The sequence below is a fragment of the Sulfitobacter sp. 1A13353 genome (assembly GCF_043557255.1).
GTDB classification, from domain to species: domain Bacteria; phylum Pseudomonadota; class Alphaproteobacteria; order Rhodobacterales; family Rhodobacteraceae; genus Sulfitobacter; species Sulfitobacter faviae.
This window is the reverse complement of record NZ_JBIFFS010000005.1, coordinates 265,316-291,879: the sequence shown is the minus strand read 5'-3', so window position 1 is coordinate 291,879 and position 26,564 is coordinate 265,316. Positions and strand designations below refer to the sequence as shown.

19 protein-coding genes and 1 tRNA gene are annotated in these 26,564 nt (G+C 62.7%); 5 read left to right on the top strand and 15 right to left on the bottom strand.

Annotation, left to right across the window (positions count from 1 at the left end; all coding sequences use genetic code 11):
• Window positions 1-80 precede the first annotated feature (80 nt).
• On the top strand, window positions 81-1,049 hold the full coding sequence (locus ACGYLO_RS14305; RefSeq protein WP_271689823.1) for a 2-dehydro-3-deoxygalactonokinase: 969 nt from the start codon (window positions 81-83) through the stop codon (window positions 1,047-1,049).
• 24 nt (window positions 1,050-1,073) lie between these two features.
• Here the strand turns inward: ACGYLO_RS14305 and hpaR are convergent, their stop codons facing one another.
• Window positions 1,074-1,535 carry a homoprotocatechuate degradation operon regulator HpaR gene (gene hpaR / locus ACGYLO_RS14300; RefSeq protein ID WP_271689953.1) on the bottom strand — a complete coding sequence of 154 codons (462 nt, stop codon included), beginning with the start codon at window positions 1,533-1,535 and terminating at the stop codon, window positions 1,074-1,076.
• 195 nt (window positions 1,536-1,730) lie between these two features.
• On the opposite strand from hpaR, the gene ACGYLO_RS14295 reads away from it, so the two are divergent.
• Complete coding sequence (locus ACGYLO_RS14295) at window positions 1,731-3,131, top strand: pyridoxal-dependent decarboxylase (protein ID WP_271689822.1); 1,401 nt, start codon at window positions 1,731-1,733, stop codon at window positions 3,129-3,131.
• Here ACGYLO_RS14295 and ACGYLO_RS14290 read toward each other — a convergent pair.
• Complete coding sequence (locus tag ACGYLO_RS14290) at window positions 3,128-4,003, bottom strand: hypothetical protein (protein ID WP_271689821.1); 876 nt, start codon at window positions 4,001-4,003, stop codon at window positions 3,128-3,130. The genes ACGYLO_RS14295 and ACGYLO_RS14290 overlap by 4 nt on opposite strands.
• Before the next feature lie 127 nt (window positions 4,004-4,130).
• Here ACGYLO_RS14290 and ACGYLO_RS14285 point away from each other — a divergent pair.
• A tRNA-Thr gene (locus ACGYLO_RS14285) sits at window positions 4,131-4,206 on the top strand.
• A 128-nt stretch (window positions 4,207-4,334) separates the two neighbouring features.
• Here ACGYLO_RS14285 and purU read toward each other — a convergent pair.
• The gene (gene purU / locus ACGYLO_RS14280; protein ID WP_271689820.1) at window positions 4,335-5,219 is read right to left on the bottom strand and encodes a formyltetrahydrofolate deformylase; all 885 of its coding nucleotides are present in this window, start codon (window positions 5,217-5,219) and stop codon (window positions 4,335-4,337) included.
• A 234-nt stretch (window positions 5,220-5,453) separates the two neighbouring features.
• The gene (locus tag ACGYLO_RS14275) at window positions 5,454-10,673 is read right to left on the bottom strand and encodes a DUF11 domain-containing protein (protein WP_271689818.1); all 5,220 of its coding nucleotides are present in this window, start codon (window positions 10,671-10,673) and stop codon (window positions 5,454-5,456) included.
• 271 nt (window positions 10,674-10,944) lie between these two features.
• On the opposite strand from ACGYLO_RS14275, the gene ACGYLO_RS14270 reads away from it, so the two are divergent.
• The gene (locus ACGYLO_RS14270; RefSeq protein ID WP_271689816.1) at window positions 10,945-13,464 is read left to right on the top strand and encodes a heavy metal translocating P-type ATPase; all 2,520 of its coding nucleotides are present in this window, start codon (window positions 10,945-10,947) and stop codon (window positions 13,462-13,464) included.
• 9 nt (window positions 13,465-13,473) lie between these two features.
• Window positions 13,474-13,866 (top strand): Cu(I)-responsive transcriptional regulator, encoded by a 393-nt coding sequence (cueR, locus tag ACGYLO_RS14265; protein ID WP_067260948.1) that lies wholly within the window; start codon window positions 13,474-13,476, stop codon window positions 13,864-13,866.
• A 68-nt stretch (window positions 13,867-13,934) separates the two neighbouring features.
• Here the strand turns inward: cueR and choV are convergent, their stop codons facing one another.
• From choV to ACGYLO_RS14210, 11 genes are all read right to left on the bottom strand, one after another.
• A complete protein-coding gene (choV, locus tag ACGYLO_RS14260; RefSeq protein ID WP_271689815.1) occupies window positions 13,935-14,951 on the bottom strand; it encodes a choline ABC transporter ATP-binding protein in 1,017 nt (338 codons plus the stop codon).
• On the bottom strand, window positions 14,948-15,781 hold the full coding sequence (choW, locus tag ACGYLO_RS14255; protein WP_067260944.1) for a choline ABC transporter permease subunit: 834 nt from the start codon (window positions 15,779-15,781) through the stop codon (window positions 14,948-14,950). Before choW ends, choV begins: the two co-directional genes overlap by 4 nt.
• Before the next feature lie 85 nt (window positions 15,782-15,866).
• Window positions 15,867-16,787, bottom strand: coding sequence for a choline ABC transporter substrate-binding protein (gene choX, locus ACGYLO_RS14250; protein ID WP_394376864.1), 921 nt, complete (start codon window positions 16,785-16,787; stop codon window positions 15,867-15,869).
• 128 nt (window positions 16,788-16,915) lie between these two features.
• On the bottom strand, window positions 16,916-18,532 hold the full coding sequence (locus tag ACGYLO_RS14245) for a caspase family protein (protein WP_271689813.1): 1,617 nt from the start codon (window positions 18,530-18,532) through the stop codon (window positions 16,916-16,918).
• 118 nt (window positions 18,533-18,650) lie between these two features.
• The gene (gene mnhG, locus ACGYLO_RS14240) at window positions 18,651-19,046 is read right to left on the bottom strand and encodes a monovalent cation/H(+) antiporter subunit G (RefSeq protein ID WP_271689812.1); all 396 of its coding nucleotides are present in this window, start codon (window positions 19,044-19,046) and stop codon (window positions 18,651-18,653) included.
• Window positions 19,043-19,330 carry a K+/H+ antiporter subunit F gene (locus ACGYLO_RS14235; RefSeq protein ID WP_067260936.1) on the bottom strand — a complete coding sequence of 96 codons (288 nt, stop codon included), beginning with the start codon at window positions 19,328-19,330 and terminating at the stop codon, window positions 19,043-19,045. Before ACGYLO_RS14235 ends, mnhG begins: the two co-directional genes overlap by 4 nt.
• A complete protein-coding gene (locus ACGYLO_RS14230) occupies window positions 19,327-19,827 on the bottom strand; it encodes a Na+/H+ antiporter subunit E (RefSeq protein WP_271689811.1) in 501 nt (166 codons plus the stop codon). The genes ACGYLO_RS14235 and ACGYLO_RS14230 overlap by 4 nt, the downstream gene beginning before the upstream one ends.
• Window position 19,828: 1 nt before the next feature.
• Window positions 19,829-21,373, bottom strand: a complete 1,545-nt coding sequence (locus ACGYLO_RS14225) for a monovalent cation/H+ antiporter subunit D (protein ID WP_271689810.1) — start codon at window positions 21,371-21,373, stop codon at window positions 19,829-19,831.
• Window positions 21,370-21,717, bottom strand: a complete 348-nt coding sequence (locus ACGYLO_RS14220; protein WP_271689809.1) for a Na+/H+ antiporter subunit C — start codon at window positions 21,715-21,717, stop codon at window positions 21,370-21,372. Before ACGYLO_RS14220 ends, ACGYLO_RS14225 begins: the two co-directional genes overlap by 4 nt.
• Window position 21,718: 1 nt before the next feature.
• On the bottom strand, window positions 21,719-24,577 hold the full coding sequence (locus ACGYLO_RS14215) for a monovalent cation/H+ antiporter subunit A (protein WP_271689807.1): 2,859 nt from the start codon (window positions 24,575-24,577) through the stop codon (window positions 21,719-21,721).
• Window positions 24,578-24,752: 175 nt separating this feature from the next.
• On the bottom strand, window positions 24,753-26,270 hold the full coding sequence (locus ACGYLO_RS14210) for a malonyl-CoA synthase (RefSeq protein WP_271689806.1): 1,518 nt from the start codon (window positions 26,268-26,270) through the stop codon (window positions 24,753-24,755).
• Window positions 26,271-26,564 lie beyond the last annotated feature (294 nt).

The following is a 26,564-nucleotide window of genomic DNA, read 5'->3' as shown; positions in this document are numbered from 1 at the left end:
CTCTGGTTCGCTTTGGAAGGGAGCCTAGGGCGAGTCGCTTTTTCATTCAAGAATAAATATTTTAGGCTTGAAGCAAATTGGTGGTTCGTCTTTTTGCGTCCAGCGGACGCGTTGAACCCGCAGGCCATTGGGCCTATGCCGTTGAGACATTCCACGACGAGGGCAGCGCGATGACGGGTTTGAGCAATGCAGATTGGCTGGCGGTAGAGGTTCACGAGGGGCGGGTGCAGGTCTGGGCCATGCAGGGCGCATCGGTGCTTGAGAGCGCCACGAGCGATGGCGAGACTGCCGAACCCGGCGACCTCGCGGCCTTCGACGCCGCGCTCGCTAAGCTGACCGCCCCGTGGCAACTGCCCCGCCTGCCGGTCTTCGTCGCTGGCTTGCCCGCAGGCAGGACCGATGCCGCGCCGCGCATGGTGCCCTGCGCCGCCACGGCTGAACGCACAACGGCTGTCGCCACCGACAACTTCGACCTTCAGGTCATCCCACCCCTGCGCCAGCAGAGCCCCAGCGGTCTGCTGCAAGGGGCCGAAACGCGCATCGCGGGGTTTCTGAGCCTCAACAAAGACTGGGACGGGGTGATCTGCCTGCCCGGGGCCACGTCAGTCTGGGCGCAGATCAGCGCGGGCGAGGTGGTGAGTTTTCAAACCTTCCTGACCGGGGAGTTGCTGGGCCTTTTGGGCGATGGCACCCCTGCCGAGGGCACGGCGCTGGACGACACGGCCTTTGACGATGCGCTTAGCGATGGGCTGTCGCGGCCCGAGCGTATGGCGGGGCGGCTTGCCTCCATCCGGGCCGAACTGGCCTTGCAAGACATCCCGCCACCCACCGCAGAGGCGCGGCTGGCGGGTACTTTGATCGGGGCGGAACTGGCGGCGGCGCGGGCCTATTGGCTGGGGCAAACGCTGGCGGTGATCGGCACGGGCGGGGCTGTACCGCTTTATCTGCGGGCGCTGTCGCAACAGGGCGCACCGGCGACCGAGGCGGATGGCAGCCGCATGGCGCGGGCGGGGATCTGCGCGGTACGGCGGGCGGTTAACGGGGGATAGCCCTGCCCGCCAACACCTTTCCCGTCAGTCTTTCTTTTCCCCGTCGGTCTTTTTCTGCATGTCCAGATTGACGAGATCTTCGAGCATATCGAGCAGGTCTTCCATTCGCTGTTTGCCGAAACGCGCCTCGAAGTCAGAGAACAACGCCGCCGCATCACCCGCGTGGTCTTGGATCACCTGACGGCCCTGATCGGTGATGGTGACGATGGATTTGCGCCCGTCATCGGGATCGCTGGCACGGCTGAGCAGCCCTTCCTCCTCCATCGCGCGCAGCATGCGGGTCAGGCTCGGCAGCAGCAGACAGGCCTGCTGCGCCAGTGCGGTCTGCTCCATCGGGCCGGATTCCTCGACCACGCGCAGCACGCGAAACTTCTGTTCCGAGATGCCGCTTTCGTTCAAGATCTCGCGGATCGGCCCCATCACCCTTTCCCGCGCGCGCAAAAGCGCAATCGGAAGGGAGCGGGCAGTGCGGCGCAGGGGGGGCATTGGGGCCATTCTTGACGGTTTCCTGATCGCTACTTACCAAGTCAAAGACCGCCCAAAAGGGCGTGACGACCACCATAGCCGCTGCGACAACATTCTTGAAGAGGTCAAGCCCAGCGGAACAACAGTGAGACAATACAACAACATGGGGCAGGAAATGCGGATGACAACCAGAATTCCACAGCAAGGGAGCGGCGCATGAATTGGGAGGAGTTCCGAGCTTGGGGCCGCCGCGCCGCCGATTGGGCCGCCGATTACCACGCGGGTCTGCGCAACCGCCCGGTGCGCGCGCAGGTGGCCCCCGGCGCGGTGCTTTCCGCCCTGCCCGATGCCCCGCCCGAAGGGGCCGAGGCGATGCAGGCGATCTTCGACGATTTCGAACAGACTCTCATGCCCGGCATGACCCATTGGCAGCACCCCCGCTTCTTTGCCTATTTTCCCGCCAATGCCGCGCCGGTCTCGGTGCTGGCGGAATATTTCGTCTCGGCCATCGCGGCGCAATGCATGCTTTGGCAGACCTCTCCGGCAGCGACGGAGTTGGAGACCCGCGTTTGCGATTGGATGCGTCAGGCGATCGGCCTGCCGGATGGCTTCACCGGGGTGATCCAAGGCAGCGCCAGTTCCGCCACGCTTTGTGCCGTGCTGACAATGCGCGAACGCGCGCTTGATTGGCAGGGCAACAAGGCGGGGCTGTCGGGCCAACCGCGCCTGCGGGTCTATTGCTCGGCAGAGGTGCATACCTCGGTCGACCGGGCCATCTGGATCGCGGGGTTGGGCGAAGAGAACCTTGTCCGCATTCCGACCCAAGGGGCGAGCCGCGCGATGGATGCCGAGGCGCTCCGCGCCGCCATCGCCGCCGACCGCGCGGCGGGGCATCTGCCTGCAGGCATCATCGCCTGCACTGGCGGCACCAGTGCGGGGGCCAGCGATGACATTGCCGCCGTGATGGATGTGGCCGAGGCCGAAGGTCTCTACACCCATGTCGACGCCGCTTGGGCCGGGTCGGCGATGATCTGCCCTGAATTCCGCAGTCTCTGGGCCGGGGTCGAACGGGCGGACTCGGTGGTGATGAACCCGCATAAATGGCTGGGGGCGCAGTTTGACTGCACGACCCACTTTTTGCGCAATCCCGACGATCTGGTGCGCACCTTGGCAATTCAGCCAGAGTACCTGAAGACCCATGGCGCGGATGGCGTGGTGAACTATTCCGAATGGTCCGTGCCGCTGGGCCGCCGTTTCCGCGCGCTCAAACTGTGGTTCCTGATCCGCGCCCATGGGCTGGAGGGGCTGCGCGAGATGATCCGCAACCATGTGACATGGGCGCAGGATTTGGCCGCCCGGCTGGACGCGACGGAGGGGTTCGAGATCGTGACCCAGCCGATGCTCTCGCTCTTCACCTTCCGCCATCTCGGTGCCGCAGAGCTCGATGCCCATAACCAAGACCTGCTGAACCGGATCAACGACGACGGGCGCATTTACCTGACCCAGACCCGGATCGACGGAGCATTCGTGATCCGCTTTCAGGCAGGTGCCTTCACCGCCACGGCCGAAGATGTGGCCATGGCCTATGACGTGATCACCGAATTGGCCGGGACTTAGGGCGCGATCAGGGTGACGCCCGGCATGGCGCGGATGACCTCGACATCCGCGTCATAGATCGCCGTCATCCGCTCGACCAATTCCTCGGTCCAGCCGGGCATGTCGAGCTCTTCTTCGATCTCTTCCTCCAGCGCGTATTTGTCGAGGAACGCGGTGATCACGCGGCGCTTCTGCGCCTCGGACATATCGGGATGAGTGTCGAGATAGCCGCGAAAGCGTTTCATCCCCTCCTCCGACATGATCGTCTGCAAAAGATCGAAACCGCCCTTGATCTTGGTCTCGGGCGCCAGCCCCGCCATCTCCCGAATGATCTGCGCCCAGATAAGCGGCGCGTCTTCATTGCACCACAGGGTGATGGGAATCCCCGGCGCGGCCTCGCGCAGCTGGCCAATCGTCTCGGACCAACGCAGGTCCTCCGGCCCCCGCTCCCCCCAGAACGCGGCCGAGGTTTTATCCGCCGCTTTCTCATAAAGCACCGGCACGAGGGAGGCGGGATTGCGGATCGCCATAAAGATGCGAATCTCATCTTCGGGGAAAAGCTGCGCCATCCGCAGCATGCGCACGGCGGCGGCGGGATAAAGCACGCCTTCTTGCAGGGCCGTGGCAGGCGAGCGGAAGAAATTCGCATCCGATAGGATCACCCGGCTGGCTGTCCCATCATCGAGGATCGCATCCAGCAAAACGTCCCGCGCCATCTCCGACGGCTCCGCCTTATGCATCGCGTTGAGCGTGTCACGGAACAGGTTGCGATAGGTGCTGGGCCCGGGCACTTTGACGCCCGTCTTGGCGAAATCGTCCTGATTGCGCAGCAGGCATTTCAGCAGCCGCTCGTCTTCCGTGAAATGAACACCTGTGTGCAAAACGAGCTGCATGATACTCTGCTTACCCTTGAAAATCTCGGCGTTGAATAGCCCGTCCCGGCGCGCGTGTAAAATCCGAAAGAATCTCGCATTTCCCCTCTTGCACCCCCCGGCTCCTTTCTCTAAATGAGCCCTCAGTGCCCCTATAGCTCAGCTGGTAGAGCAACTGATTTGTAATCAGTAGGTCCGCGGTTCGAGTCCGTGTGGGGGCACCACTTCTCTCTTTAAATCATGCGCTGATCCACTGCTGTTGGACGCTAGTTTACGCCTGCCTACAGGCGCGACCAAGCCGCCCGATGGCCCCGCGCCCCCGCCGCATTCGGCAGACGCGGGGCCGTGGCCCCTAACCCATTCGCTTGGAGCTGTAACTGCCGGGCGATGCGGGAAAGACCACGGTTTTATTGCCATTCAGAAAGACCCGGTGGTGGGCATGGGCGTGAATCGCGCGCGCCAAGACGCTCGCCTCCACATCGCGACCGAGCGAGACATAATCCGAGGCGCTTTGCGCATGGGTGATGCGCACGATGTCCTGTTCGATGATCGGCCCCTCGTCCAGATCGGCGGTGACGTAATGCGACGTGGCACCGATCAATTTCACGCCCCGTTCATAGGCCTGTTTGTAGGGGTTCGCCCCCTTGAAGGACGGCAGAAAGGAATGGTGAATGTTGATGATCCGCCCCGACATCTTTTGGCACATGGCGTCCGACAGAATCTGCATGTAGCGCGCCAGCACGATCAGCTCCGCGCCGGTTTCCTCGACCACTTCCATGATCCGCGCTTCGGCCTGCGGTTTGTTCTCCTTCGTCACCTTAATGCAGTGAAATGGAATGTCATGGTTCGCCACGACCTTTTGATAGTCCATATGGTTTGAGATCACGGCGACGATCTCAATCGGGAGCGCACCGATGCGCACACGGTAGAGCAGATCGTTCAGGCAGTGGCCAAAGCGCGAGACCATGACCACGACCTTCATCGTGGTGTCTTGGTCGTGAAATTCATAGGTCATGCCAAAGGGTTCCGCGACCGCTGTGAACCCTTCGCGCAGGCTTTCGAGCGTGGCACCGGTTTCGGCCTCGGCGCTGATGCGCATGAAGAACTGGCCGTTTTCGGTGTCGTCGAACTGCGCGCTGTCGGTGATGTTGCAGCCGGTTTCGGCAATGTAATTGGCGATGGCGGCAACGATCCCGCGTTGCGAGGGGCAGGTCACGGTCAGGCAGAACTTGGTCATGGGCGGTCCTTAGGGGGGTTGGTCGGGGCGACGGGGCCCGTGGTGCTTACTCTACCGTTTGCAGGCTCCGCGGGGGAAGGCAAGCGATAGCGCGCGTATGACGGGGGTCCACCATGCCAAGATCGACAGCCCTGCCTAGGTGCCGTTTTCCTATGCGCATCAATGTTGATCATCCGCCAAAAAACGGGCGGCGGCGCATCAAAATGCACCGCCACTCCGACAAGCACTATCGACCTATTGAATGCCGACCCTGAATTGCACGGCCCCCGTCTCCCCCGGCAACATCTGGCCCGTGCAATTCCACTCGATCGTCCCGGCATAGCTGGCCACATTGCTTGCCGGCACCACCAGATCACAGCTGAGGTTGGGCGAGACCTGTTGCGGATCGACGATAGGCTCCGACAGCTGCGTATAAGGCGGGGTTCTGTCGTAGATCTTGACGTTCGACGCCTGCGTGGTCGCGTTGTTTTGCAGATAGATGCGGTAAAGAAGGATATCATTCACACTGCCGAGGTTGGTGGTGCCCTCCCCAGTGCCTTGGGTCTCATTCTCGACCGTTTTGCGCAGTTCAATCTGGGTCGAACGCCCCCCGACCGAGACCTCATCGGTATTGCTGGCCGAACTGGTCACCGTGGTCCGGGCGAATGCCGTGGTCGCCAGCACCTGATAGACGTAAGTACTCCCCTGCCCAGCGCCCGAACCGGCTGACACCCGTGAGACGATACAGATGGTCTGCCCCGTGGTGACGGCGATGGGGCCGGTGATCGGCCCGTCGACGCTATCGTCACAGCCGATATCTTGGAACAGCGCCGCGCTGAACGCGCCGGTGGGGGTCGAAGTGGCACCGGCGTAGGAGAAGGTCACCTGCCCGTCTGAGGTGGCGGTATAGATATGCGGCAGGGTCGCAACCTGCCCCTGTGCGACGGTCGTGGTCCGGTCGTTGGTCAGACTGGGCAGTTGCAGCAGACCGATGTCCAGCCCCATGCGATTGCCGAAAGCCTCGGGCGTGAAGGTGAATTCACCGTCATGCGGGTTGGTGTTGACCAAATCGGGCAGTCCGGTCGTCGCTTCCGAAATCGCCCGGTAGTCATTCGCCGGGATCGCGCGGATCGTGATCGGCCCGCTGTAGCTGCCAGAAAGCCCATAGCTCCAAGTGCCATCGGTCGCGAGACCGGGGGTGGCCAGTACCGCACCGCCACTGTCGAGGATCTCCAACACCGCCGAAGATGCCCCCCCTTCGCTGCCGTTGCGCAGGGCGTCATGGGCGGTACCGTCATCTGCCCCATTATCGATGAAGACACGGCCCGTCAAAATCCGCTCTCCGGTGACGAGGGTCACGGAATAGGAGGCTTCGTCATCGTCGGGCAGTTGGTCGAACAGGTCATCGGTCAGCGGCCCCGTGCTGGGATCGCTGTCGGGATCGGGCAGAGAGCTATAGATGATCTCGGCCTGATTGGTGAAATCACCGCTGCCGAGTACCGTGGTGGTGATGGTCAAGGTCTCGCTCTCTCCGCTCAGCAGTTCATCCACGAACCACAAGCCCGTGTCGGGGTCATAGGTATCCCCCGTCGCGGGCGCGTCGTCCGAGACATAGGCGAAACCGCTTGGGATCTGGTCGATCACTTTGACCCCCGAGGGCGAGCCACCGCTGACATTGGTGATGGTGATGATCCAATCGATGGTATCCCCCTCCGATACATTGGTGATCGGTGTCGTGGTCCCGGTAGCGGCGGCGATTTTGCTGAGTTCGAGGTCACTGCCAGCCGGATCGAATCCAAAGTCTTGGTCACTTGTCACGCTATTGCCGGAGACAGGAACGCCAAGCAGCGGGTTGGACGTGCCGATGGTGAGCCCCGAAGGCAGATCGGGGTCCGCCTCGTCCAATGCGACACGGTAGGTCGTGTTCACCATCAACTCCCCCACCGCATAGGTGCCATCAGCCAAGGTATCCGTGGTTGCTAGAAAGATGTCATCGGCGGTATTGGCCGGGGTGCCATTGTCGGCATAGACCGAGATGCCCACGCCCGCGCCGAAATTGGTCTCCCCATTGTCTTTCACGTCCGAGGCATCCGCGTCTTCATAGATGTTGCCCGAGATGCCCCCCAGTGGGATCGGTGCAGGCCCCCGGCAGGAGATGCCATCGCTGCGCCCGCCTTCATCGACCGGAATGCCGGATACCAGTTGCGGCACACCTGTCGCCGTTGAGATGACAAAGAGGTTGTTGGTGGTGTTGGAATAGCCATAGAGCCTGCCGTCACGGTCGAACCACAGCGCGTCGAACATGCCCGCATAGACGGCAGGGCCGATCGCTTGGGGTGTCACGCTCCCCGGGGTGCCGTTGTTGACCGCAGCGCGGAACAGGAAGCCCGAGTTTCTGTCGATCCCATACATGATGCCATCCACGGGGTTGAAGGCGAGGTCTTCGGGATTGACGCCGATGGAGAGGCTGATCTCGCCCAAGGCGATCGGCGTGGCGGGATTGCTCAGATCGACGATCTGCCATGTATTCAGATCCACTTCGTAGATCAGCCGCCCATTCGGCAGAATATCCCCCGCGTTCAACGCATCCCCCGCCCCGGGGATATTACCGAAGTCCGTAATGTCGCCCGCGCCATCGATCCGGAAAAGCCTGCGGCTACTTTGATCCACGCCGTAGATATAGCCGTCCAGCGCGTTATAGCCCCAGGCGCCGTCGCGGTTCTGTCCGGTGCTGCCCGAGGTCTCAACCGTCGTGGCATAGCTCCCCCCACCATCGCGGAAGGTCATACGCCTCAGCGCTGAGGGGCTGTCGACGATGGCATAGAGCGAAGCATCGCAGACCAGCGGCGGCGGATCGCTTGAAATGGTGAGCGTATAGTCCTCCACCTCCCCCTCAAAAGCTGTGACAAGGCCAGTGCTGTCGGTCGACCAGCGAAAGCGGGCATAGGTAGGCAGTGTCGTGGCCCCCGCGGGCACAGCCACTTCGAAAAGGATCGTGCCATTGCTGAGGCCGTCCTTATCCTGCGGGCCGCCGTCTTGCAGGTTCACCGCCACCTGCTCCCCGGCTTGGTCAAAGGTGCCATCGCCATCGAAGTCGATAAAGGCCTGCAGATATGACGACCCCGGCGCGGCAATCAGATCGCTGACTGTCACCGTGATCTCGGCCAGACCACCACGGTAGAATTGCGGCAGGATCACCCCGTCTTCATCATCCGACCCGTCGGCATCATCCCCCGTGGCCCCGATGGAGTTCTGCGTCAGCAGATCGATATCCGGCGGTGTGCTGCCCAGATAGACCTCAGGTGCGCCCGGGCCTTCGATGATATGCTGCGGATCGCCATAGCTCGCCGGGGCATCGCCCCGGTCGGCGTCGGGCGGTGTCTTGATGGTGATGCCATAGTCTTCGACCTCCCCATCCGGGGCGGGGGTGATCGCATCGAGCCCCGCGGTCGAAGACCAGCGCAGTCGGACGAAGGTCGGGGTCAGAACGGCGGTGACCGGCACGCTGACGGGGAATGAAATCTCACCATTCACCACCCCGTCGAGGTCTTGCGCCCCGCCGTCTTGGATATCTGTCGCAACCTGATCGCCAAGGAAGAGGCCATCGCCGCCGAAATCGACGAAAGCCTGCAGATAGCCGGTGCCGGGGGTGGGTTCGTTGACCACCACGGTCACCGTGCGGGTCAGATCGCCATAGAGCTGGGGAAAGCTCTCTTCGCTTTCGTCATCCTTACCGTCGAGGTCATCGCCGGTGCCATCGACGGAATGTTGCGCCGAGCCATCGCCGTCACCATTCAGCGCGCCGATCCAATATTGCGCGGTGTCCGCATGCTGCGGATCGCCATAGGTGACCGGCGCATCCCCCCGGTCGGGGCCGGAGCCTGCGTAGATCGTCGTGGGATCATCACGCCCTTCGCCCGGCCCGTTCGACGCCACGCCATCCCCGTCACCGGGGTTCTCGGAATCCGACAGGTCCGAGACTGCTGTCCCCCCCGGTGTCTGGGCCGTGACCTGCGCTTGGTTGCTGATCGTGGTGTCCAAATCCTCAGGCACCAGCGTGTAGGTCGCCGTATAGACGGCCTTCTCCCCGACCAGCAGCGTGCCTTCGGGCGACAGCGACGTGGCGGCCTGAAAGGTGATCACCGGGGGCACGCCCTTGCCGCTGAACTGCGTCTCGGCAAGCTGCACATTGGACAGATCGACATTGCCGAAGTTCTCAGCGGTAAAGACATAGGCGATAGTCTCACCCGGATCGGCGTAGCCGTTAAGGTTGGTATCGACCAATTGCGCCAGTTTCAGCAGACCGACAGAGCCCACATCGATCGAGACCTGCGCGGGCGCGGAATAGGCCCGCGGCTCATTCGGCAGGATGATGGGCGATTGATAGCGGTAGCTGATCGGCGTCGGCGCGGCAAAGAAGGCGACGAAGGGGGTAAAGGTCAGCTCCCCGGTCAGGTCGTCATAGCTCCATGTGCCCTCCCCCAGAATGTCGAAACCCACCCGGTGGCCTTCGGAATCGGTCACGATGTTCTGCGCGCCGGCAGGGGGAATCAGATCGACAGCCTGTTTCGCATATTCGCTGGGCTGGCCCGAATTATTGGCCGGTGCATTGTTATTCTCAGTCGCCACACTGTCGTTGAACAGGATGTTGACCACCACAGGCTCGCTCAGCACCTGTTCTTTCAGATCGTCCTGCAAAACGGGCGCTTTGAAGTCACCGCATTGCAGGTCATAGGTCTGCGCGTCGTCATAGGTCGGGTTGGCGAGCCGGACGAGGAAGCCACTGTTGGCGGTCCGACCAAAGCGGAAGGTCGAAGTCTGCGGGTAGAAGATCTCAAGCCCCGATACCGGCTGATTGCTATAGTTGCGGTCCCCGGCAAGATAGAACACCTCTGTCCCGAGGTTTGCATCCGGCCCTTCGATATAGCCCCGATAGGTCGTCGCGCTGCGGTCAATGCGGACATATTCAACCGTGCCGTCGCAGACGTTCACATAGACCTGCTCGTTCAACGGACCGTCGATATCATTAATCTGAAAGAAAACATCCGCCACCACCGGCACCCCGCCGGTATTGGTCGTGATGTTATGGGTGCCTGCTTCATAGAGGTAGAAATCCATGAAATGCGGGTCTTGCCCGGTCGAGGTAATCTGGATTTGCCCATTGCCCGAGGCGAAAATATGATCCCGCCCGGCAAAGGCCATTTCACCGACGATATCGACCGACACCCCGCCAACCGTGCCCGCGTTGCGCCACAAGGCCCGCTCGCCCACACCCGCCCCGACCACGGTGGGCGCGGCGACGGGATTGAGAATGAGCTGCTGCGCCAAGGCGGCTCTGGTCAGCAAAGCCAACAAGAACAATGTCCAAAACGATGCCGCGATCATCCGAAGCCAAGGCCCCTGCCCTGCCAAGGCCCAAAGGCGGCGCAAGTGCTGCGCCGTGAACGTGCCGAGAAAATAAGTGTAAAAATGCATATCTTTGCTCACAACCTTTTAAGACACAGCTTAGCGACGAAGCGGGTTCTGAGGACTTACGCAGAAAGGTATTAAGATATGCTTCCGGTTATACGGGCGGTGAAGGGATAGGTGGTGGTCGCTCTTGTGCATATGCCTCTGTGCCTTAGCAGGGCCCAAAGCTGCCGCGCCTGTGCCGCCGTGCTACCAAATCAATTTTCCGAAAATGACCTATTGACCCTCCAGCAACTGGAAGCCCCATATTCAGCCCAAGACGAATAGAGGGCGTGAAATGGGCAAAGCGGAAACACTCACGTTTGGCGTGCAGAACATGAGCTGCGCGTCCTGTGTGGGGCGTGTCGAAAAAGCGCTAAACGCGCTGGAGGGGGTCGACGAGGCCCGGGTGAATCTTGCGGCAGAAACCGTGCGCGTGACGGCACACCCCGCGCTTGACGCGGGCGAGCTCGATACCGCCTTGGCGCAGGCGGGCTACCCGGCGCGCAAGACCACCCATCGGTTGCGGCTGTCAAACATGACCTGCGCCTCCTGCCTGGGCCGTGTGGAACGCGCGCTGCTTGCGGTGCCGGGGGTGCTCTCGGCCACGGTCAACCTCGCCAGCGAAGAGGCGCGAGTCGAAACATTGGAAGACGCCGATCTTTTGCCCGCCCTGCGCGATGCGGCGGCAAAGGCGGGCTATCCCGCCAGCGTCGACACGCCCGAGGCGGGCACCCCCGAGGCCGCGACGCGTAAGGAAGCGGAGGCCATCCACCTCAAACGGATGACCCTGCTGGCCGCCGCGCTCACCTTACCCGTTTTCGTGCTTGAGATGGGCGGCCATCTGGTGCCCGCTTTTCACCATTGGATCGCGGCGACCATCGGGACGGAGACAAGCTGGCTCATCCAGTTCCTCCTCACCACCCTCGTGCTGGCATGGCCGGGGCGGCATTTCTATAGCAATGGCCTGCCTGCGCTGGCGAAGGGCGCGCCGGATATGAACTCTCTCGTGGCACTCGGATCGGGGGCGGCGTGGCTCTACTCGGTCACCGCGCTCTTTGCGCCGGGGCTGCTGCCCGAAGGCAGCCGCGTGGTCTATTTCGAAGCCGCCGCCGTGATCGTCACGCTGATCCTGCTGGGCCGCTATCTTGAGGCCCGCGCCAAGGGGCGCACCGGGGCCGCGATTGCCAAGCTCATGGGCCTGCGCGCCACCAGCGCACGGGTGGAGCGCGACGGCGCCGTCATCGAACTGCCCTTGGAAAAGATCGAAACGGGCGACATCATCTACCTCCGCCCGGGCGAGAAGATCGCCACCGACGGCATCGTCGTCGAAGGGCAATCCTATGTCGATGAAAGCATGATCACCGGTGAGCCTGTGCCGGTGGAAAAGATCGGCGGTGCGGCTCTCGTCGGCGGCACGATTAATGGCACCGGCAGCCTGACCTATCGCGCCACCAAGGTGGGCGGCGACACGGTTCTGGCGCAGATCATCCGCATGGTCGAAGAGGCCCAAGGCGCGAAACTGCCCATTCAGGACTTGGTCAACCGCATCACCCTATGGTTCGTCCCCGCGGTGATCGCCGTGGCGCTGGTGACCTTTGGCCTGTGGCTGGCCTTCGGCCCTTCGCTCAGCCACGCATTGGTGGCGGCGGTGGCGGTGCTGATCATCGCCTGCCCCTGTGCCATGGGGCTAGCCACGCCCACGTCGATCATGGTCGGCACCGGGCGGGCGGCGCAATTGGGCGTGCTGTTCCGGCAAGGCGATGCGCTGCAAAGCCTACAGGGCGTCAAGACCGTTGCCTTGGACAAGACCGGCACACTGACCAAGGGCACCCCCGAACTTACCGATCTGGTGCTGATGGACGACCTGACCGAAGATGAGGTGCTGCCCCTGATCGGCGCGGTCGAGGCGCGCTCGGAACATCCCATCGCCCAAGCCATTCTGCGCCGGGCCGAAGCGGCTGGCCCCGTGCCGCGCGAGGTGAGCGACTTCCAATCCCATACCGGCTACGGCGTCAGCGCATTGGTGGCAGGCCGCCGTGTCACGCTTGGCGCGGACCGGCTCATGACCCGCGAGGGGATTGATCTGGGCAATGCCCAGCGGATCAGCGCGGATCTGGCCAAGGACGGCAAAACCCCGCTTTTCGCCGCGATCGACGGCAAACTAGCGGCGGTCATCGCCGTGGCGGACCCGATCAAACCCGGCACGCCCGAGGCCATCGCGCGGCTGCACGACCTCAACCTCGAAGTGGCGATGATTACCGGCGACAACCGCGGCACGGCAGAGGCCATCGCGGCGCAACTGGGCATCGACCGCGTCGTCGCCGAGGTGCTGCCCGATGGCAAAGTGGCCGCCATCGACGACCTGAGAAAAGGCGACAACCGCATCGCCTACGTGGGCGACGGGATCAACGACGCGCCCGCGCTTGCGCAGGCTGATGTCGGGCTGGCCATCGGCACCGGCACTGATGTGGCGATCGAAGCGGCGGATGTGGTGCTGATGTCGGGCGATCTGCGCGCCGTGGTCAATGCCATCGACGTAAGCCAGCGCAGCATGGCGAATATCCGGCAAAACCTCTTCTGGGCCTTCGGCTATAACGTCCTGCTGATCCCCGTGGCCGCTGGCGCCTTCTACCCGCTGACCGGTTGGCTCTTGTCGCCCGCGCTGGCTGCCGGGGCAATGGCCTTGTCGAGCGTTTTCGTTCTCAGCAATGCCCTGCGCCTGCGCTGGATCGCCGCCCCTCTGACTGAGAGCGCCACCCCATCCCACGGCCCCCGGGCCGCCGCCCCCGTGGCCGCAGACGTAGCCGCAGAATAGGATCGTCCCATGAACATCGGAGAAGTCTCACAACGCACCGGGTTGCCGCCCAAAACCATCCGCTATTACGAGGATATCGGGTTGGTCAAACCGCTGCGCGACGCCAATGGCTACCGTGCCTTCCGCGAAAGCGAGATGCACAAGCTCGCCTTTCTGGGCCGCGCCCGCACGCTGGGGTTCAGCATCGAAGATTGCCGCAACCTGCTGGCGCTATGGGAGGACAAGAACCGCGCCAGCGCTGATGTGCGCGCCATCGCCAAGGACCATCTGGCCCAGATCGAGGCCAAGATCAGCGGCCTGCAAGAGATGCGCGACACGCTCAGCACGCTGGTCCGCGACTGCGCTGGCGATGACCGGCCGGATTGTCCGATCTTGAAAACACTTGGGACAGCGGCGAACTGACCCTATTAACCGCGGAGGGCAGCGCTGCCCTCCGTGAGACAGCGCTGCCGGGGCGGGTGGCCCCCGCCCTAGCGTTTTAGCCGTTCCACGATGCTATGCGCCGTCACCGTGCCAATCTGCCGGCCCTCTTCCATCACCGCGAAACCCGCCTCCGGGCCGCGCAGACCGTCCATCAGCTCCCGCACCGGCGTCTCGGCGCTGGTCTCGGGATGGGCGGCCCCATCGGCTGGCTCCATCACATCACGGGCGGTCAACACCTCCAGCGGGTTCATATCGGCCACGAATTCCGCCACATAATCCGACGCGGGGTTCGAGAAAATCTCGCGCGGGGTGCCGATCTGCACGATACGCCCCCCTTCCATGATGGCGATACGTCCGCCCAGTTTGAACGCCTCATCAAGGTCATGGCTCACGAAAATGATCGTGCGGTTGAGATCGCGTTGCAAGTCCAACAGCTCATCCTGCAAACGCGTACGGATCAGCGGATCGAGCGCCGAAAAAGGCTCATCCATCAGCAGGATCGGCGCTTCGGTGGCAAAGGCACGGGCAAGGCCCACACGCTGCTGCATCCCGCCCGAAAGCTCCCCCACCTTGCGGTCGGCCCAGTCGCTGAGCCCCACCAGCTTCAACTGCCGCTCGGCCCGCTCCAACCGCTCGCCCTTGGGCACATTGGACAGTTCCAAACCAAGCGCCACATTGTCGCGCACCGTGCGCCAGGGCAGCAGGCCGAACTGTTGGAACACCATCGACACGCCTTCACGGCGCACCCGGCGCAGCTCTGCCGCGTTGCTCTCATGCACATCGCAGGACCAGCCCTCGGCATGAACCCGCACGGTGCCGCGCACCATCGGGTTCAGCCCGTTCACCGCCCGCAACAGCGTTGATTTGCCCGAGCCCGACAGGCCCATCAGCACAAGGATTTCGCCATTCTCAACGGTGAGCGAGCAATCATGCACGCCCAGCACCTGCCCGGTCGCCGCTTCGATCTCGGCGCGGCTTTGGCCTTCGTCCATCAGCGGCAGCGCCTTCTCCGGCTTGTCGCCAAAGACGATGGATACGTTATCGAATTCTACTGCTTTCGTCATTTCCGTCCCACCCGCAGGATACGGTCGAGCATGATCGCCACGACAACGATCACCAACCCGGATTCAAATCCCAAGCCTGTGTTGACTTGGTTCAGGGCACGCACCACCGGCACGCCCAAACCGTCTGCGCCCACCAATGCTGCGATCACCACCATCGACAGCGACAGCATGATGGTCTGGTTCAGACCCGTCATGATCTGCGGCAACGCATAGGGCAGCTCAATCTTCCACAGCGTCTGGCGCGGCTTGGCGCCGAACGCCTGCGCCGCCTCAAGAAGCGCCTTGGGGGTCGAGGAGATGCCAAGCTGCGTCAGCCGGATCGGCGCGGGCAAAACGAAGATCACCGTGGCGATCAACCCGGGCACCATGCCAATGCCGAAAAAGACAATCGCGGGGATCAGATAGACGAAGGTTGGCAACGTTTGCATGAGGTCCAAAACCGGGGCCACCCAAGCATAAAGCCGGGGCCGATGCGCGACGGCGATGCCAATCGGCACGCCCACGCCCATGCAGACCACACAGGCCGAGAGCACCAGCGTCAGGCTCTCCATCGTCTCTTCCCAGTAATCTTGGTTCAGAATGAACAGAAAGCCCAGCACCACAAATGCCACGGTTTTCCAGTTGCGCTGAATGGCCCAAGTGATCGCGGCGAAGACGGCGATCAGGATCAGCGGATGCGGGGTTTGCAGTACCCAGAGGATCGCCTCGATCAGCCGCTCCATCAGGTCCGACAGCCCGTCAAAGAACCACGCCCCGTTCGTTTGCAACCAATCCAGCGCGTCTTCGGCCACATCGGCCACGGGGATCTTGTTTTCTGTCAGCCAGTCCATGTCAGTCCTTCAGGATTGGAGAATGCGCATGAGAATGACCCGCCCCATCAATCTGGAGCGGGTCTTTTCCATCATAGCGTGAGGATCACTTCAACGAAGCGACAGCTTCCATCGCATCGCCGCCATCGACGGTGGTCACACCGTCCAGCCATGTGTCGAGCACGTCGGCGTTCGCCTTGATCCAAGCGGCGGCGGCATCTTCCGGCTTTTCGCCGTCATCGAGGATCGCGCCCATGATCTCATTCTCCATCTCAAGGCTGAATTCGAGGTTCTGGAGAAATTTGCCAAGGTTCGGGCATTCTTCGACGAAACCAGCGCGGGTGTTGGTGTAAACCGTCGCACCGCCCAGATCGGGGCCAAAGTAATCGTCACCACCTTCAAGATAGGTCAGGTCGAAGTTGGCGTTCATCGGGTGCGGCTCCCAACCAAGGAAGACAACAGGCTCTTCCTTGCGGCTCGCGCGCTGCACCTGAGCGAGCATCCCCTGTTCGGAGGATTCGACGACTTCGAAGTCGCCCAGTTCAAAGGCATTCTCGTCGATCATCGACTGGATCAGACGGTTGCCGTCATTGCCCGGCTCGATGCCGTAGATCTTGCCTTCGAGTGCGTCGGCATTGGCAGCGATGTCGGCGAAGGTCTTGATGCCCATGTCAGCGGCGGCCTTGTTGACGGTCAGCGTGTATTTCGCGCCTTCAAGGTTCGCGCGCACGGTATCGACGCTACCCTCTTCGCGGTATTTGGCGATATCGCCTTCCATCGTCGGCATCCAGTTGCCCAAGAACACGTCAATGTCGCCGGACGCCATGGAGGTATAGGTCACCGGCACGGCGAGGATCTTGGTCTCGGTGTCATAGCCGAGCGCGTCGAGCACGACAGAGGTGGCGGCGGTGGTGGCGGTGATGTCGGTCCAGCCGACGTCGGAGAAGGTGACTTCGCTACACTCGGCAGCGGCCAGCGAGGTCGCGGCGACCGTCGCCAAAGCGGATGTCATAAGCAGTTTTTTCATTGGTGTTCTCCCCAGAGAAGTTTTTATTGACTGGTGCGCCAATCAAAAGCCATCGGCCGCGATATTGCAACCGGATTAATCTTGCCAACTTACTGGAGGGCAAAACGCAATACTACTTGTTTCAAAACTTACTCCCGCGCGGCCTGTTTGGGGCGCAGAACCGGGGTGACATTTTCACCCACGCCGGGCTCTGGCTCGGCGTTAATTTCGGGGGCATCCTCGGCTTGGGTTGTCGGCTCTTGGTCAGGCTCCTCCTGCGGCGTCTCGGACGCTATCGGAGAGGTTTCCGACGTCTCGGCCTCCGGCGTTTCCTCAGTTGCTTCAGTGGCTTCGCCCGGAAGCGCGCCAGCCTCCATCCCAAATGCCGCGCGGATCGCGGCTTGGGTGCCATCGCCATAAAGCCCGTCGATCGCACCGTCGTAGAACCCGGAATCCGACAGCTTGCGTTGCAGTGCTTTACGGGTGTCACTGTCGAACAAACGCGGCTCCTCCTGCATCAGTCCCAGCAGCGTGCCATCGCCCGCCCGCAGTGCCCGGTAGAGATAGAGCGCGGCATCCGCAGCCCCGCGCCCCGGCACTTTGTCATCGTCGATCATCGCGGCAAAGTTGAACATCGCAGCAGGGTGTCGCCTGTCGGCTGCACGGCGGAAGTAATCAAGCGCCAGTTCGGGGTCGGCCTCCTGCCCCAATTCGCCCTGCAAATGGATGAAGCCCAGATCGTTCAACGCCCCGGCATGGCCCCGCTCGGCAGCGTCGCGATAAAGCTGCATCGCGCGGGCCTCGTCTTGCTCCACGCCCCGACCCTCTTCGTAGAGCTGGGCCAGTTGATAGCGCGCTTCGGCTGAGCCGGTCTCAATCGCGCGCATGAGCTGCGCCGCCGCATTCTGCGGATCATAGCGCGGATCGTCGGGATCGCTTTGCAGGACGGCGAGGCCGAGTTGCGAGCGGGTATCGCCCTGCCCCGCCAATTCGGCCAAACGCTGGCCCTGTGTCTCGTTCAAATCGGACCAGCCCCCCGAGGCCGCTTCCCCGTCACCGCTGCCGAGGAAGAACGGCGTGGGGTTCAGCCGCCCAAAGCGCCGCGCCGAGAGGCTGCCACCGCTGCGGCTGCGCAAAGCCGCGCGGAAATCGTCCAGCATGGCCCCGACCTCGACCTCCGGCTGGGCCACCACCTCGGCCAGCGTTTCGGCGAAAAGGCCCGCGTTTTCACCGCTCTCGTCACAAGCGCCCACCTCGCCAGAAGTCACGACCAAGGTGCCAAGGCGTGGCTCAGGCGGTGGCAGGGGCGCGGTGGCTTGCTGCGGGGCGGCGTGGCAGTTGTCGAGCAGAACAAGCCGTATCTGCCGCGCCTTGCCCGCCGCGCGCAGGAGCGCAGGCAGGGCCACCCCCTCGCGCCGCAGCGCCGAGGCTGGGGCCAAGGGCGCATCAACCGGGATCAGATAGCTCTGCCCACCGGAGGCAACACGGCGGCCCGCGTAGTAAATCAGGGCGATATCCGCTGCTTCGGCCTGAAAGGCAAAGTCGGAAAGCGCTTGTTTGAACGCCGCGCTCTCAGCGTCGATCAGCGTGGTGACGTCGAAGCCCTGCCCCTCCAGCGCCTCAGTCAGCCGCGCCGCATCCGCGCGCGGGCCGTCGAGCGTGGCGGCATCCTCATAGGCGGAGTTCCCGATGACCATCGCCACACGGTCTTGCGCTGCCGCGGCGAAGGGCAGGAACAACATCAGTAGAAGCGCGGTCGGACGCATATGGCAGGATCCTTTCGGTCAGCTTCGGTTGGGCAGCGCCGCCCATTAACCTATGCTGGCAGGAAAAGGTTTCCACCATCGTAACAGTTTGAAATGAATCCGACCTTGGCCCCGCGCCTCAGGCGTTGGGCGAAGTCTCTTCGATCTCGCGGTCTTCTTCCGGCACGTTCAGCGTGGCCCAAGTATCGCCATCCGGCAGTTCGGGCGGATGCGGCAGGCAATCGCGGCGGTGGATATTCGCCTTGGCCATGAAGTTGGCCGAGACCGGCGCGGTGACAAAGATGAATGCCATGATCAGCAGCTCGTGCAGCGACCCCGTGCCCGACAGGAAGGAGTTCACCATGGCCGCCAGCAGATAGGCCCCGATCCCCAGCGTCGCGGCCTTGGTCGGCGCGTGCAGCCGCGTCATCGGGTCGTTCAGCTTGAGCAAGCCAATCCCGGCGACAAGCACAAAGAAACTGCCGATCACCAGCAGCGCGATAACGAAATAGGTGGCGATGACGTCGGGGCTCATTCGATGATATCTCCGCGCAGGACGAAACGGGCATAGGCCACGGTCGAGACGAAACCGAGCATGGCGATGATCAGCGCGGCCTCAAAGTAGATTTGCGTGCCTTGCAAAACGCCCAGAAGCACGATGATGCCGATGGCGTTGATGAACATCGTGTCCAGCGCCAGAATACGATCCCCGGTGCCGGGGCCGATCCACAGACGGATCATCGCCATGAACTGCGCAATGGCGACGAGGGTCAGCGCCCCATAAAGCGCCAGCGTCAAAAGGTCGGTCGCTTGGGTCATACGAAAATCTCCTTCAAGCGGCGTTCGTAGCGGTCTTTGATCTCATCGCGCACCGCGTCGGGGTCGCTCGCGTCCAACGCGTGTACCAAGAGGTAGCGCCCGTTGTCCGACAGGTCCGCCGAGACGGTGCCGGGGGTCAGTGTGATGGTGCCCATCAGGATCGTGATCGCCTCGGGTTCTTTCAGATCCAGCGGCACGACGACCCAAGCGGGCGACATGCTGGCGTTGGATTTGGTCAGGATGATCCACGCCACTTGGATATTGGCGATGATGATATCCCACAGGACCAAGATCACATACGCGATCATGCGCAGCGGGCGGATGCCTTGGGGCCGGTCGGTCCACCACCGCGCGGTCAATACCGGGATCACGATCCCGAGGATCAGGCCGAAGACCAACATGCCTGCGCTGAACTTGTTTTGCAGCAGGATCCACACCGCCGTCAGCAGCAGGGTCAGAAACGGGTGCGGCAAAAGCCAACGGATCGGTCGCATCATGTCAATGGGCCTCCTCTTTGCCGTCCGATAGTTTGCCGGGGGTCTCCAACACGGTGGTCAGGTAACGTTCCGGCCCGAACAATTGCTTTGAAATCGTGGTGGCATATTGGGTGGCCGGTCCGGCCAGCAGCGTATGTGCCACCAGCAGGGCCAAGAGCCCGCCCACCGCGACATAGCTCAGCGCCGAGGGGCGCTCTGCCGGGGTTGCCCCCTCCTCCGGCTTGACGCTGCGCGCCTTCCAGAAGACCACGCTGCCCGCGCGGCCAAAGCCCACGAGGCTCAAAAGGCTCGCGCCCAAGATCACGGCCCAGATCCAGACCCAGAAGTCGCTGGCGGCAGCGGCATCCATGATCAGCAGCTTGCCCAGAAAGCCCGAGAGCGGCGGCACGCCGACCATGGCGATAGCCGCGACAAAGAACAGGGCCGAGGTCAGCTTGGCCCCCGCCACCTGCGGCTGCGCCGTCAGATCAAGGTTGTCGCGCCCGGCCCGCGCCAGATCGGCGATCAAGAACAGCGCGCCCGCGGCCAGTGTCGAATGCACGATATAATAGAGCGCCGCCGCGATCCCCTCGGGCGTGAACAGCGCGATTGAGATCATCACCATGCCCATGGAGCCGATGACGGAAAAGGCCACCATACGGTCCAGCTGCTTGGCCGCCAGCACGCCGATCATGCCAAGCGCCAGCGACAGCAGTGCGGCAGGCAACAGCCATGTGGTGTGCAGATCCGCCGTTACGGCCAGTTCGGGCGGGAAGATCAGCGTATAGACGCGGATGATCGCATAGGCGCCGACCTTGGTCATGATGGCGAAAAGCGCCGCCACCGGGCCGGGCGCTTCGGCATAGCTCGACGGGAGCCAGAAGTGCAGCGGCACCACGGCGGCTTTGACCGCAAAGACCATCAAAAGCAACACCGCCGCAATGCGGATGCCCACGGTCGCGCCCGCGTCGATCAGGGCAACGCGCTGCGCCAGATCGGCCATGTTGAGCGTTCCCGTCTCGGCATAGATGGCGCCAAGCGCAAAGAGAAACAGCGTCGAGCCCAGCAGGTTATAGAGCACATATTGCACCCCCGCCCGCAGGCGCGGCGTGCCACCGGCGTGGATCATCAACCCGTAGGAGGCGATCAGCAGCACTTCGAAAAAGACGAAAAGGTTGAAAAGGTCGCCGGTCAGGAAGGCGCCCATGATGCCCATCAGTTGGAACTGGAACAGCGCATGAAAATGCCGCCCGCGCTCGTCCCATTTCGACCCGATGACATAGAGCAGCACAAACAGCGCCAGCACCGCCGTCAGCGTGACCATCAGCGTCGACAGGCGGTCGCCCACCAGCACGATGCCGAAGGGCGCGGCCCAATCGCTGAGACGGTAGAGCATGACATTGCCGCTCGCCGCCTCGACCGAGAGGCCAAGCCCCACAACGACCAGCGCCAGCGCGCCAAACAGCGACAGCACCCGCTGGATGGTGATGTGATAGCGTGCGGCCAGAATGATGAAAGGCGCGATAAACGCAGGCAGCACGATGGGCAGGATCAGCCAATGGGTCATGTGCGGTCCTCCGCCTTGGTATCGGTCAGCGGCTCGTCCACATAATCATCCTTATTGCCCAGATAGGCCCCGAGGGCGATCATCACCACCACGGCGGTCATGCCAAAGGAAATCACGATGGCGGTCAGCACCAGCGCTTGGGGCAGCGGATCGGTATAGCGCGCGGCATCACTCAGGATCGGCGGCGCGCCCACGGTCAAGCGGCCCGAGGCAAAGAGAAAGACGTTCACCGCATAGGTCAGCAGCGATGTGCCCATGATGACGGGAAAGCTCCGCAAGCGCAGCACGAGGTAGAGGCCAGAGGCCGTCAGGATGCCGATGGCGGATGCGACGAGAAGTTCCATGTTATGCCTCCGCCTTGGTGTTGTCTTCGCGCGATGGGTCGATGTCCATCGGGTGATCGGCCTCGGGCACATGCGCCCGGCGGGCCAGCCGCGAGAAGCTTTCGAGCGACAGCATCACCGCCCCCACCACGGCAAGGAACACGCCCAGATCGAACAGCGCCGCCGTCGCCAGTTCGAACTTGTCGAAGGGCGGGATGCGCACATAGGTGAAGTCCGACGTGAGGAAGGGTTTGGCAAAGAGCCACGAGCCGATCCCCGTCAGCCCCGCGATCAAGACGCCGGTGCCGATGATCCCATGATAGGGATAACGCAGCCGTGCCGAGGCCCAGGCAAAGCCGCTGGCCATATATTGCATCACCACAGCGATGGAGACGATCAGACCGGCGATGAAACCGCCGCCCGGCTCGTTATGGCCGCGCAGGAAGATGTAGAAACCCACCATCAGCACCACCGGCATGATCACGCGGGTCATCACCACCATCATCATCGGGTGCCGGTCGCCCGCGCGCGGCTGGTCGGGCTTGCGGTTCAGCAAACGCGCGCGCACCGGGCCCGAGAGCAGCGTCTCGGTCAGCGCGTAGATCAGCAGGGCGGCAATGCCCAACACGATGATCTCACCATAGGTGTCGAAACCGCGGAAATCGACGAGGATCACGTTCACCACATTGGTACCGCCGCCACCCTTATAGGAGTTGGCAAGGTGGAATTCGGAAATGCTCGGCGCCACGGTGTCGCGCAGCAGGTAGTGATAGGACAGCGCCATGGTCGCTGCCCCCGCCGCGAGGGAGACGACAACGTCCCGCGTCCGGCGCAGCACGCTGCTTTCGATCGGTGTGCGGTTGGGCAGGAAGTTCAGCGCCAAAAGCAGCAGGATGATCGTCACCACCTCGACCGTCAGCTGGGTCATCGCCAAGTCAGGCGCGCTGAAGAAGACGAAACCGGCCGAGACGATCAGCCCGACGATGCCGATCAGGATCAGCGACAACAGGCGGTTGCGGTGCAGGAAGACAAGGCCGCAGGCCGCCGCGACCAACATCAGCCAGCCTGCGATCTGCACAGCATTCGTTGGCTGCAGCGCACGGCTCGCCGCGCTCACCGTGCCGGTGGCCCAAGCGTAATAGCCCACGCCCACGACGGTCACCGCCATCACGGCGGCATAGCGCGAGAAGGCCCCATTGTGCAGCCGCAGCGATACCGCCTGCGACAGGCCGACAGAGGCCGCGATGATCCGGTCAAAGATACGCTTGGCCTCGGGCCGGGGTGCGGCATCCCAGACGCGCAGCAGCGGGGTGAAGAGCGCCAGCAGGATCAGCCCGCCCACGACCGCGATGATCGACATATAAAGCGCCGGACCCAGCCCGTGCCAGATTTTGAAATGCGCAGAAGACATCTCGGCTGCGTCGCCGAGGACAGAGGCGGTCACCAGCTTGACGAAAGGCTCGGCCAGAAACGGCGCGAGGCCGATCACCACCACGGGGATGATCAACAGCGCTGGCGGCAACCACAGGCCGGGCTTGGGATCATGCGGATGGTCGGGATAGTCGTCGCGTTCCTTGCCAAGGAAAGTATGGCCGATCAGCCGGAAACTATAGGCCGCAGAGAAGAGCGCGCCAAAGGTCGCCAGCGCGGGCACCAGCCACGGCAGATCGAAAAGCGTGGTGTGCAGCGTCTCTTCCAGCATCATCTCTTTCGACAGGAAGCCATTGAACAGCGGGATCCCCGCCATCGAAAGCGACGCCAGCGTGGCGATCACGAAGGTCACCGGCATCAGATGCCGCAGTCCGCCCAAACGGCGGATGTCGCGCGTATGCACCGCGTGATCCACGATCCCCGCCGACATAAAGAGTGCCGCCTTGAAGGTCGCGTGGTTCAGGATGTGAAACACCGCCGCCAGCGCGCCAAAGGCCGTGCCAGTGCCCAAGAGCATGGTGATCAGACCAAGGTGGCTGACGGTCGAGAAAGCCAAGAGCGCCTTCAGGTCATGTTTGAACAGCGCAATCACCGCGCCCAGCACCATGGTGATCAGCCCCGCCGTGGTGACGATGACGAACCATTCGGGCGTGCCCGAGAGCACCGGCCACATCCGCGCCATCAGGAAGATACCTGCCTTCACCATCGTGGCGGAGTGCAGATAGGCCGAGACCGGCGTGGGCGCGGCCATGGCGTGGGGCAGCCAGAAGTGGAAGGGAAACTGCGCCGATTTGGTGAAACAGCCCAGCAGGATCAAGATCAGCGCGGGCAGATAGAGCGGCGAGGCTTGGATCGCCTCGCGGTTCTCCAAGATCACGCTCAGGTCATAGCTGCCCACGACCTGCCCCAGCAGCAACATGCCACCGATCATCGCAAGCCCGCCCATGCCCGTCACGGTCAGCGCCATCCGCGCGCCTTGGCGGCCTTCGGGGAGATGCTTCCAATAGCCGATCAACAGGAAGGACGACAGCGAGGTCAGCTCCCAGAAGATAAGCAGAATCAACACGTTATCACTTAGAACGATGCCGACCATCGCACCTTGGAAGAGCAAGAGATAGGTGAAAAACTCACCCATATGATCGTCGCGCGACAGATAAGAACGCGCATAGGCGATGATGAGCAGACCGATGCCAAGGATCAGGCAGGCAAAGAAAAAGCCAAGACTGTCGAGCATCAAGGTCAGGTTCAGACCAAGCTGCGGAATCCAGTCAACCCGCGCGGTCAGCACCTCTCCGGCCAATACGGCGGGCAAATGGGTGAGCAGGCCGACAAAGGCCACGAGGGTAACCATGAAGGTGACCCCGGCGCAGGCTTGGCGCCCTGCGGAATTCATCAGTCCGGGTAGCAAAGCACCAAGGAAAGGCAAGGCAACGATAAGGAAGAGGGACACGCGAACTCCTGATCTAGCGGACTGAAAGGTCACCACGTTCTGTAGAAATTTTCCCGGCACCTCAAGCGAAACCGGGCATTAAACGCCAGATTGTCGCAGGTTACGCCCCCCGCCCTGCCCCGTGGGAGGGGGATGCCCGTGCCTTTGCCCGTCCGACAGTCCCCCTCGGGCCGTGTCACTCCGGTTGGAAGAGGTCCCGGTAGTTTTCGCGCAGCACGTTCTTCTGCACCTTACCCATCGTGTTGCGCGGCAGTTCCGGCAGCACGATCAACTTCTGGGGCTGTTTGAACTTGGCCAGCGATCCGGCCACGCCCTCAGCGATCTGCTCCAGATCCAGTTCCACACCCCGGCGTGCCACCAGCACCGCCACGACGCTTTCGCCGAAATCGGGGTGCGGCACGCCGATCACCGCGCTTTCCAAGACGCCCGGTTGGTCGTCGAGCAGCAGTTCGACCTCTTTGGGGTAGATGTTATAGCCGCCCGAGATGATCAGATCCTTGTCGCGGCCCACGATGGTGACATAGCCATCCGCATCGCGTCGCCCCAAATCGCCCGTGATGAAAAACCCATCTTCGCGCAATTCGGCGGCAGTCTTCTCGGGCATTTGCCAATAGCCCTTGAAGACGTTGGGCCCCCGCACTTCGATGCTGCCGATCTCGCCATCCGGCAGGGTCGCGCCGGTTTCGGGGTCGGTGATCTTCAACTCCACATCCGGCAGCGGCAAGCCCACAGTGCCCGCGCGGCGCTCGCCCTCATAGGGGTTACTGGTGTTCATATTGGTCTCGGTCATGCCGTAACGCTCAAGGATACGGTGGCCAGTCCGGGTCTCGAAATCCACATGGGTTTCCGCCAGCAGCGGGGCGGAGCCCGAGATGAACAGCCGCATATTCGCCGCCGTCTCGCTGGTAAAACGCGCGTCGTCCAACAGCCGGGTGTAGAAGGTGGGCACCCCCATCATCGCGGTGGCATGGGGCATCCGGTCGATCAACCGGTCGATGTCGAGCTTGGGCATAAAGATCATCGCGCCCCCCGCCACCAGCGACACATTCGTCGCCACGAAAAGCCCGTGGGTATGGAAGATCGGCAGCGCATGGAGCAGCACGTCTGCATTGGTAAAACGCCACAGATCGGCCAGCGTCTGCGCGTTGGACAAAAGGTTCGCCTGCGTCAGCATCGCCCCCTTGGAGCGCCCCGTCGTGCCGGAGGTATAGAGGAAGGCCGCCAGATCATCAGCCTCACGCGCGACGGTCTCGAACTGATCGGGGGCCGAGGCTGCGCGGTCCGCAAAACTGCCATCGTTTTCGGTGCCCAGCGTCTCAAGCTGGCAGCCCGTATCCTTGGCCAGCGGCGCCATCTCATTGCGCCGCGCAGGCTGGCAGACAAAAGCCGCCGCCCCGCTGTCGGTCACGAAATAGCGCACCTCCTCCGCCGTATAGGCCGGGTTCAGCGGCAGAAAGATCACCCCCGCCTGCACGCAAGCGGCATAGAGCGCCAGCGCATCGGCGGATTTGTCGATCTGCACCGCCAGCCGGTCGCCCGGCTTCACCCCCAGCTCGGACAGCACATTGGCAAAGCGGCCCGCCCGGCTGAGAAAGCCCGCATGGGTCAGCGTCACCCCGCCCTCAAGGTGCAAAAAGGCGGTCGTCTTGCCCGCGTGACGGCCAAACAGAGTGTCATAAAGGGGGTTTGCCATCACAGTGCTCCTCACGTGTTGTTCTTGGGAAAGCCGATTGCCTCCTCGCGGAATTACAACCGTATTACGCAGGGTAATGCAAGCAGGCGGAGGGCTGCGTATGGCTGCGGTGAGGGGAAATGTTGAACCGAGGCAATAGCTTGTAGGGCGACACTCAAATGCGTCGCCCTGCGGATTAGCGGCCCGTAGCCAGACGCGCAGCAACCCCGACCGCGCGAAATCTTCCCGCCCCCTCAGCAGCCCCCCGCGCAAATTGTCGCGGCATTAAGATAGATTAATGACGCCGCTCCGTTG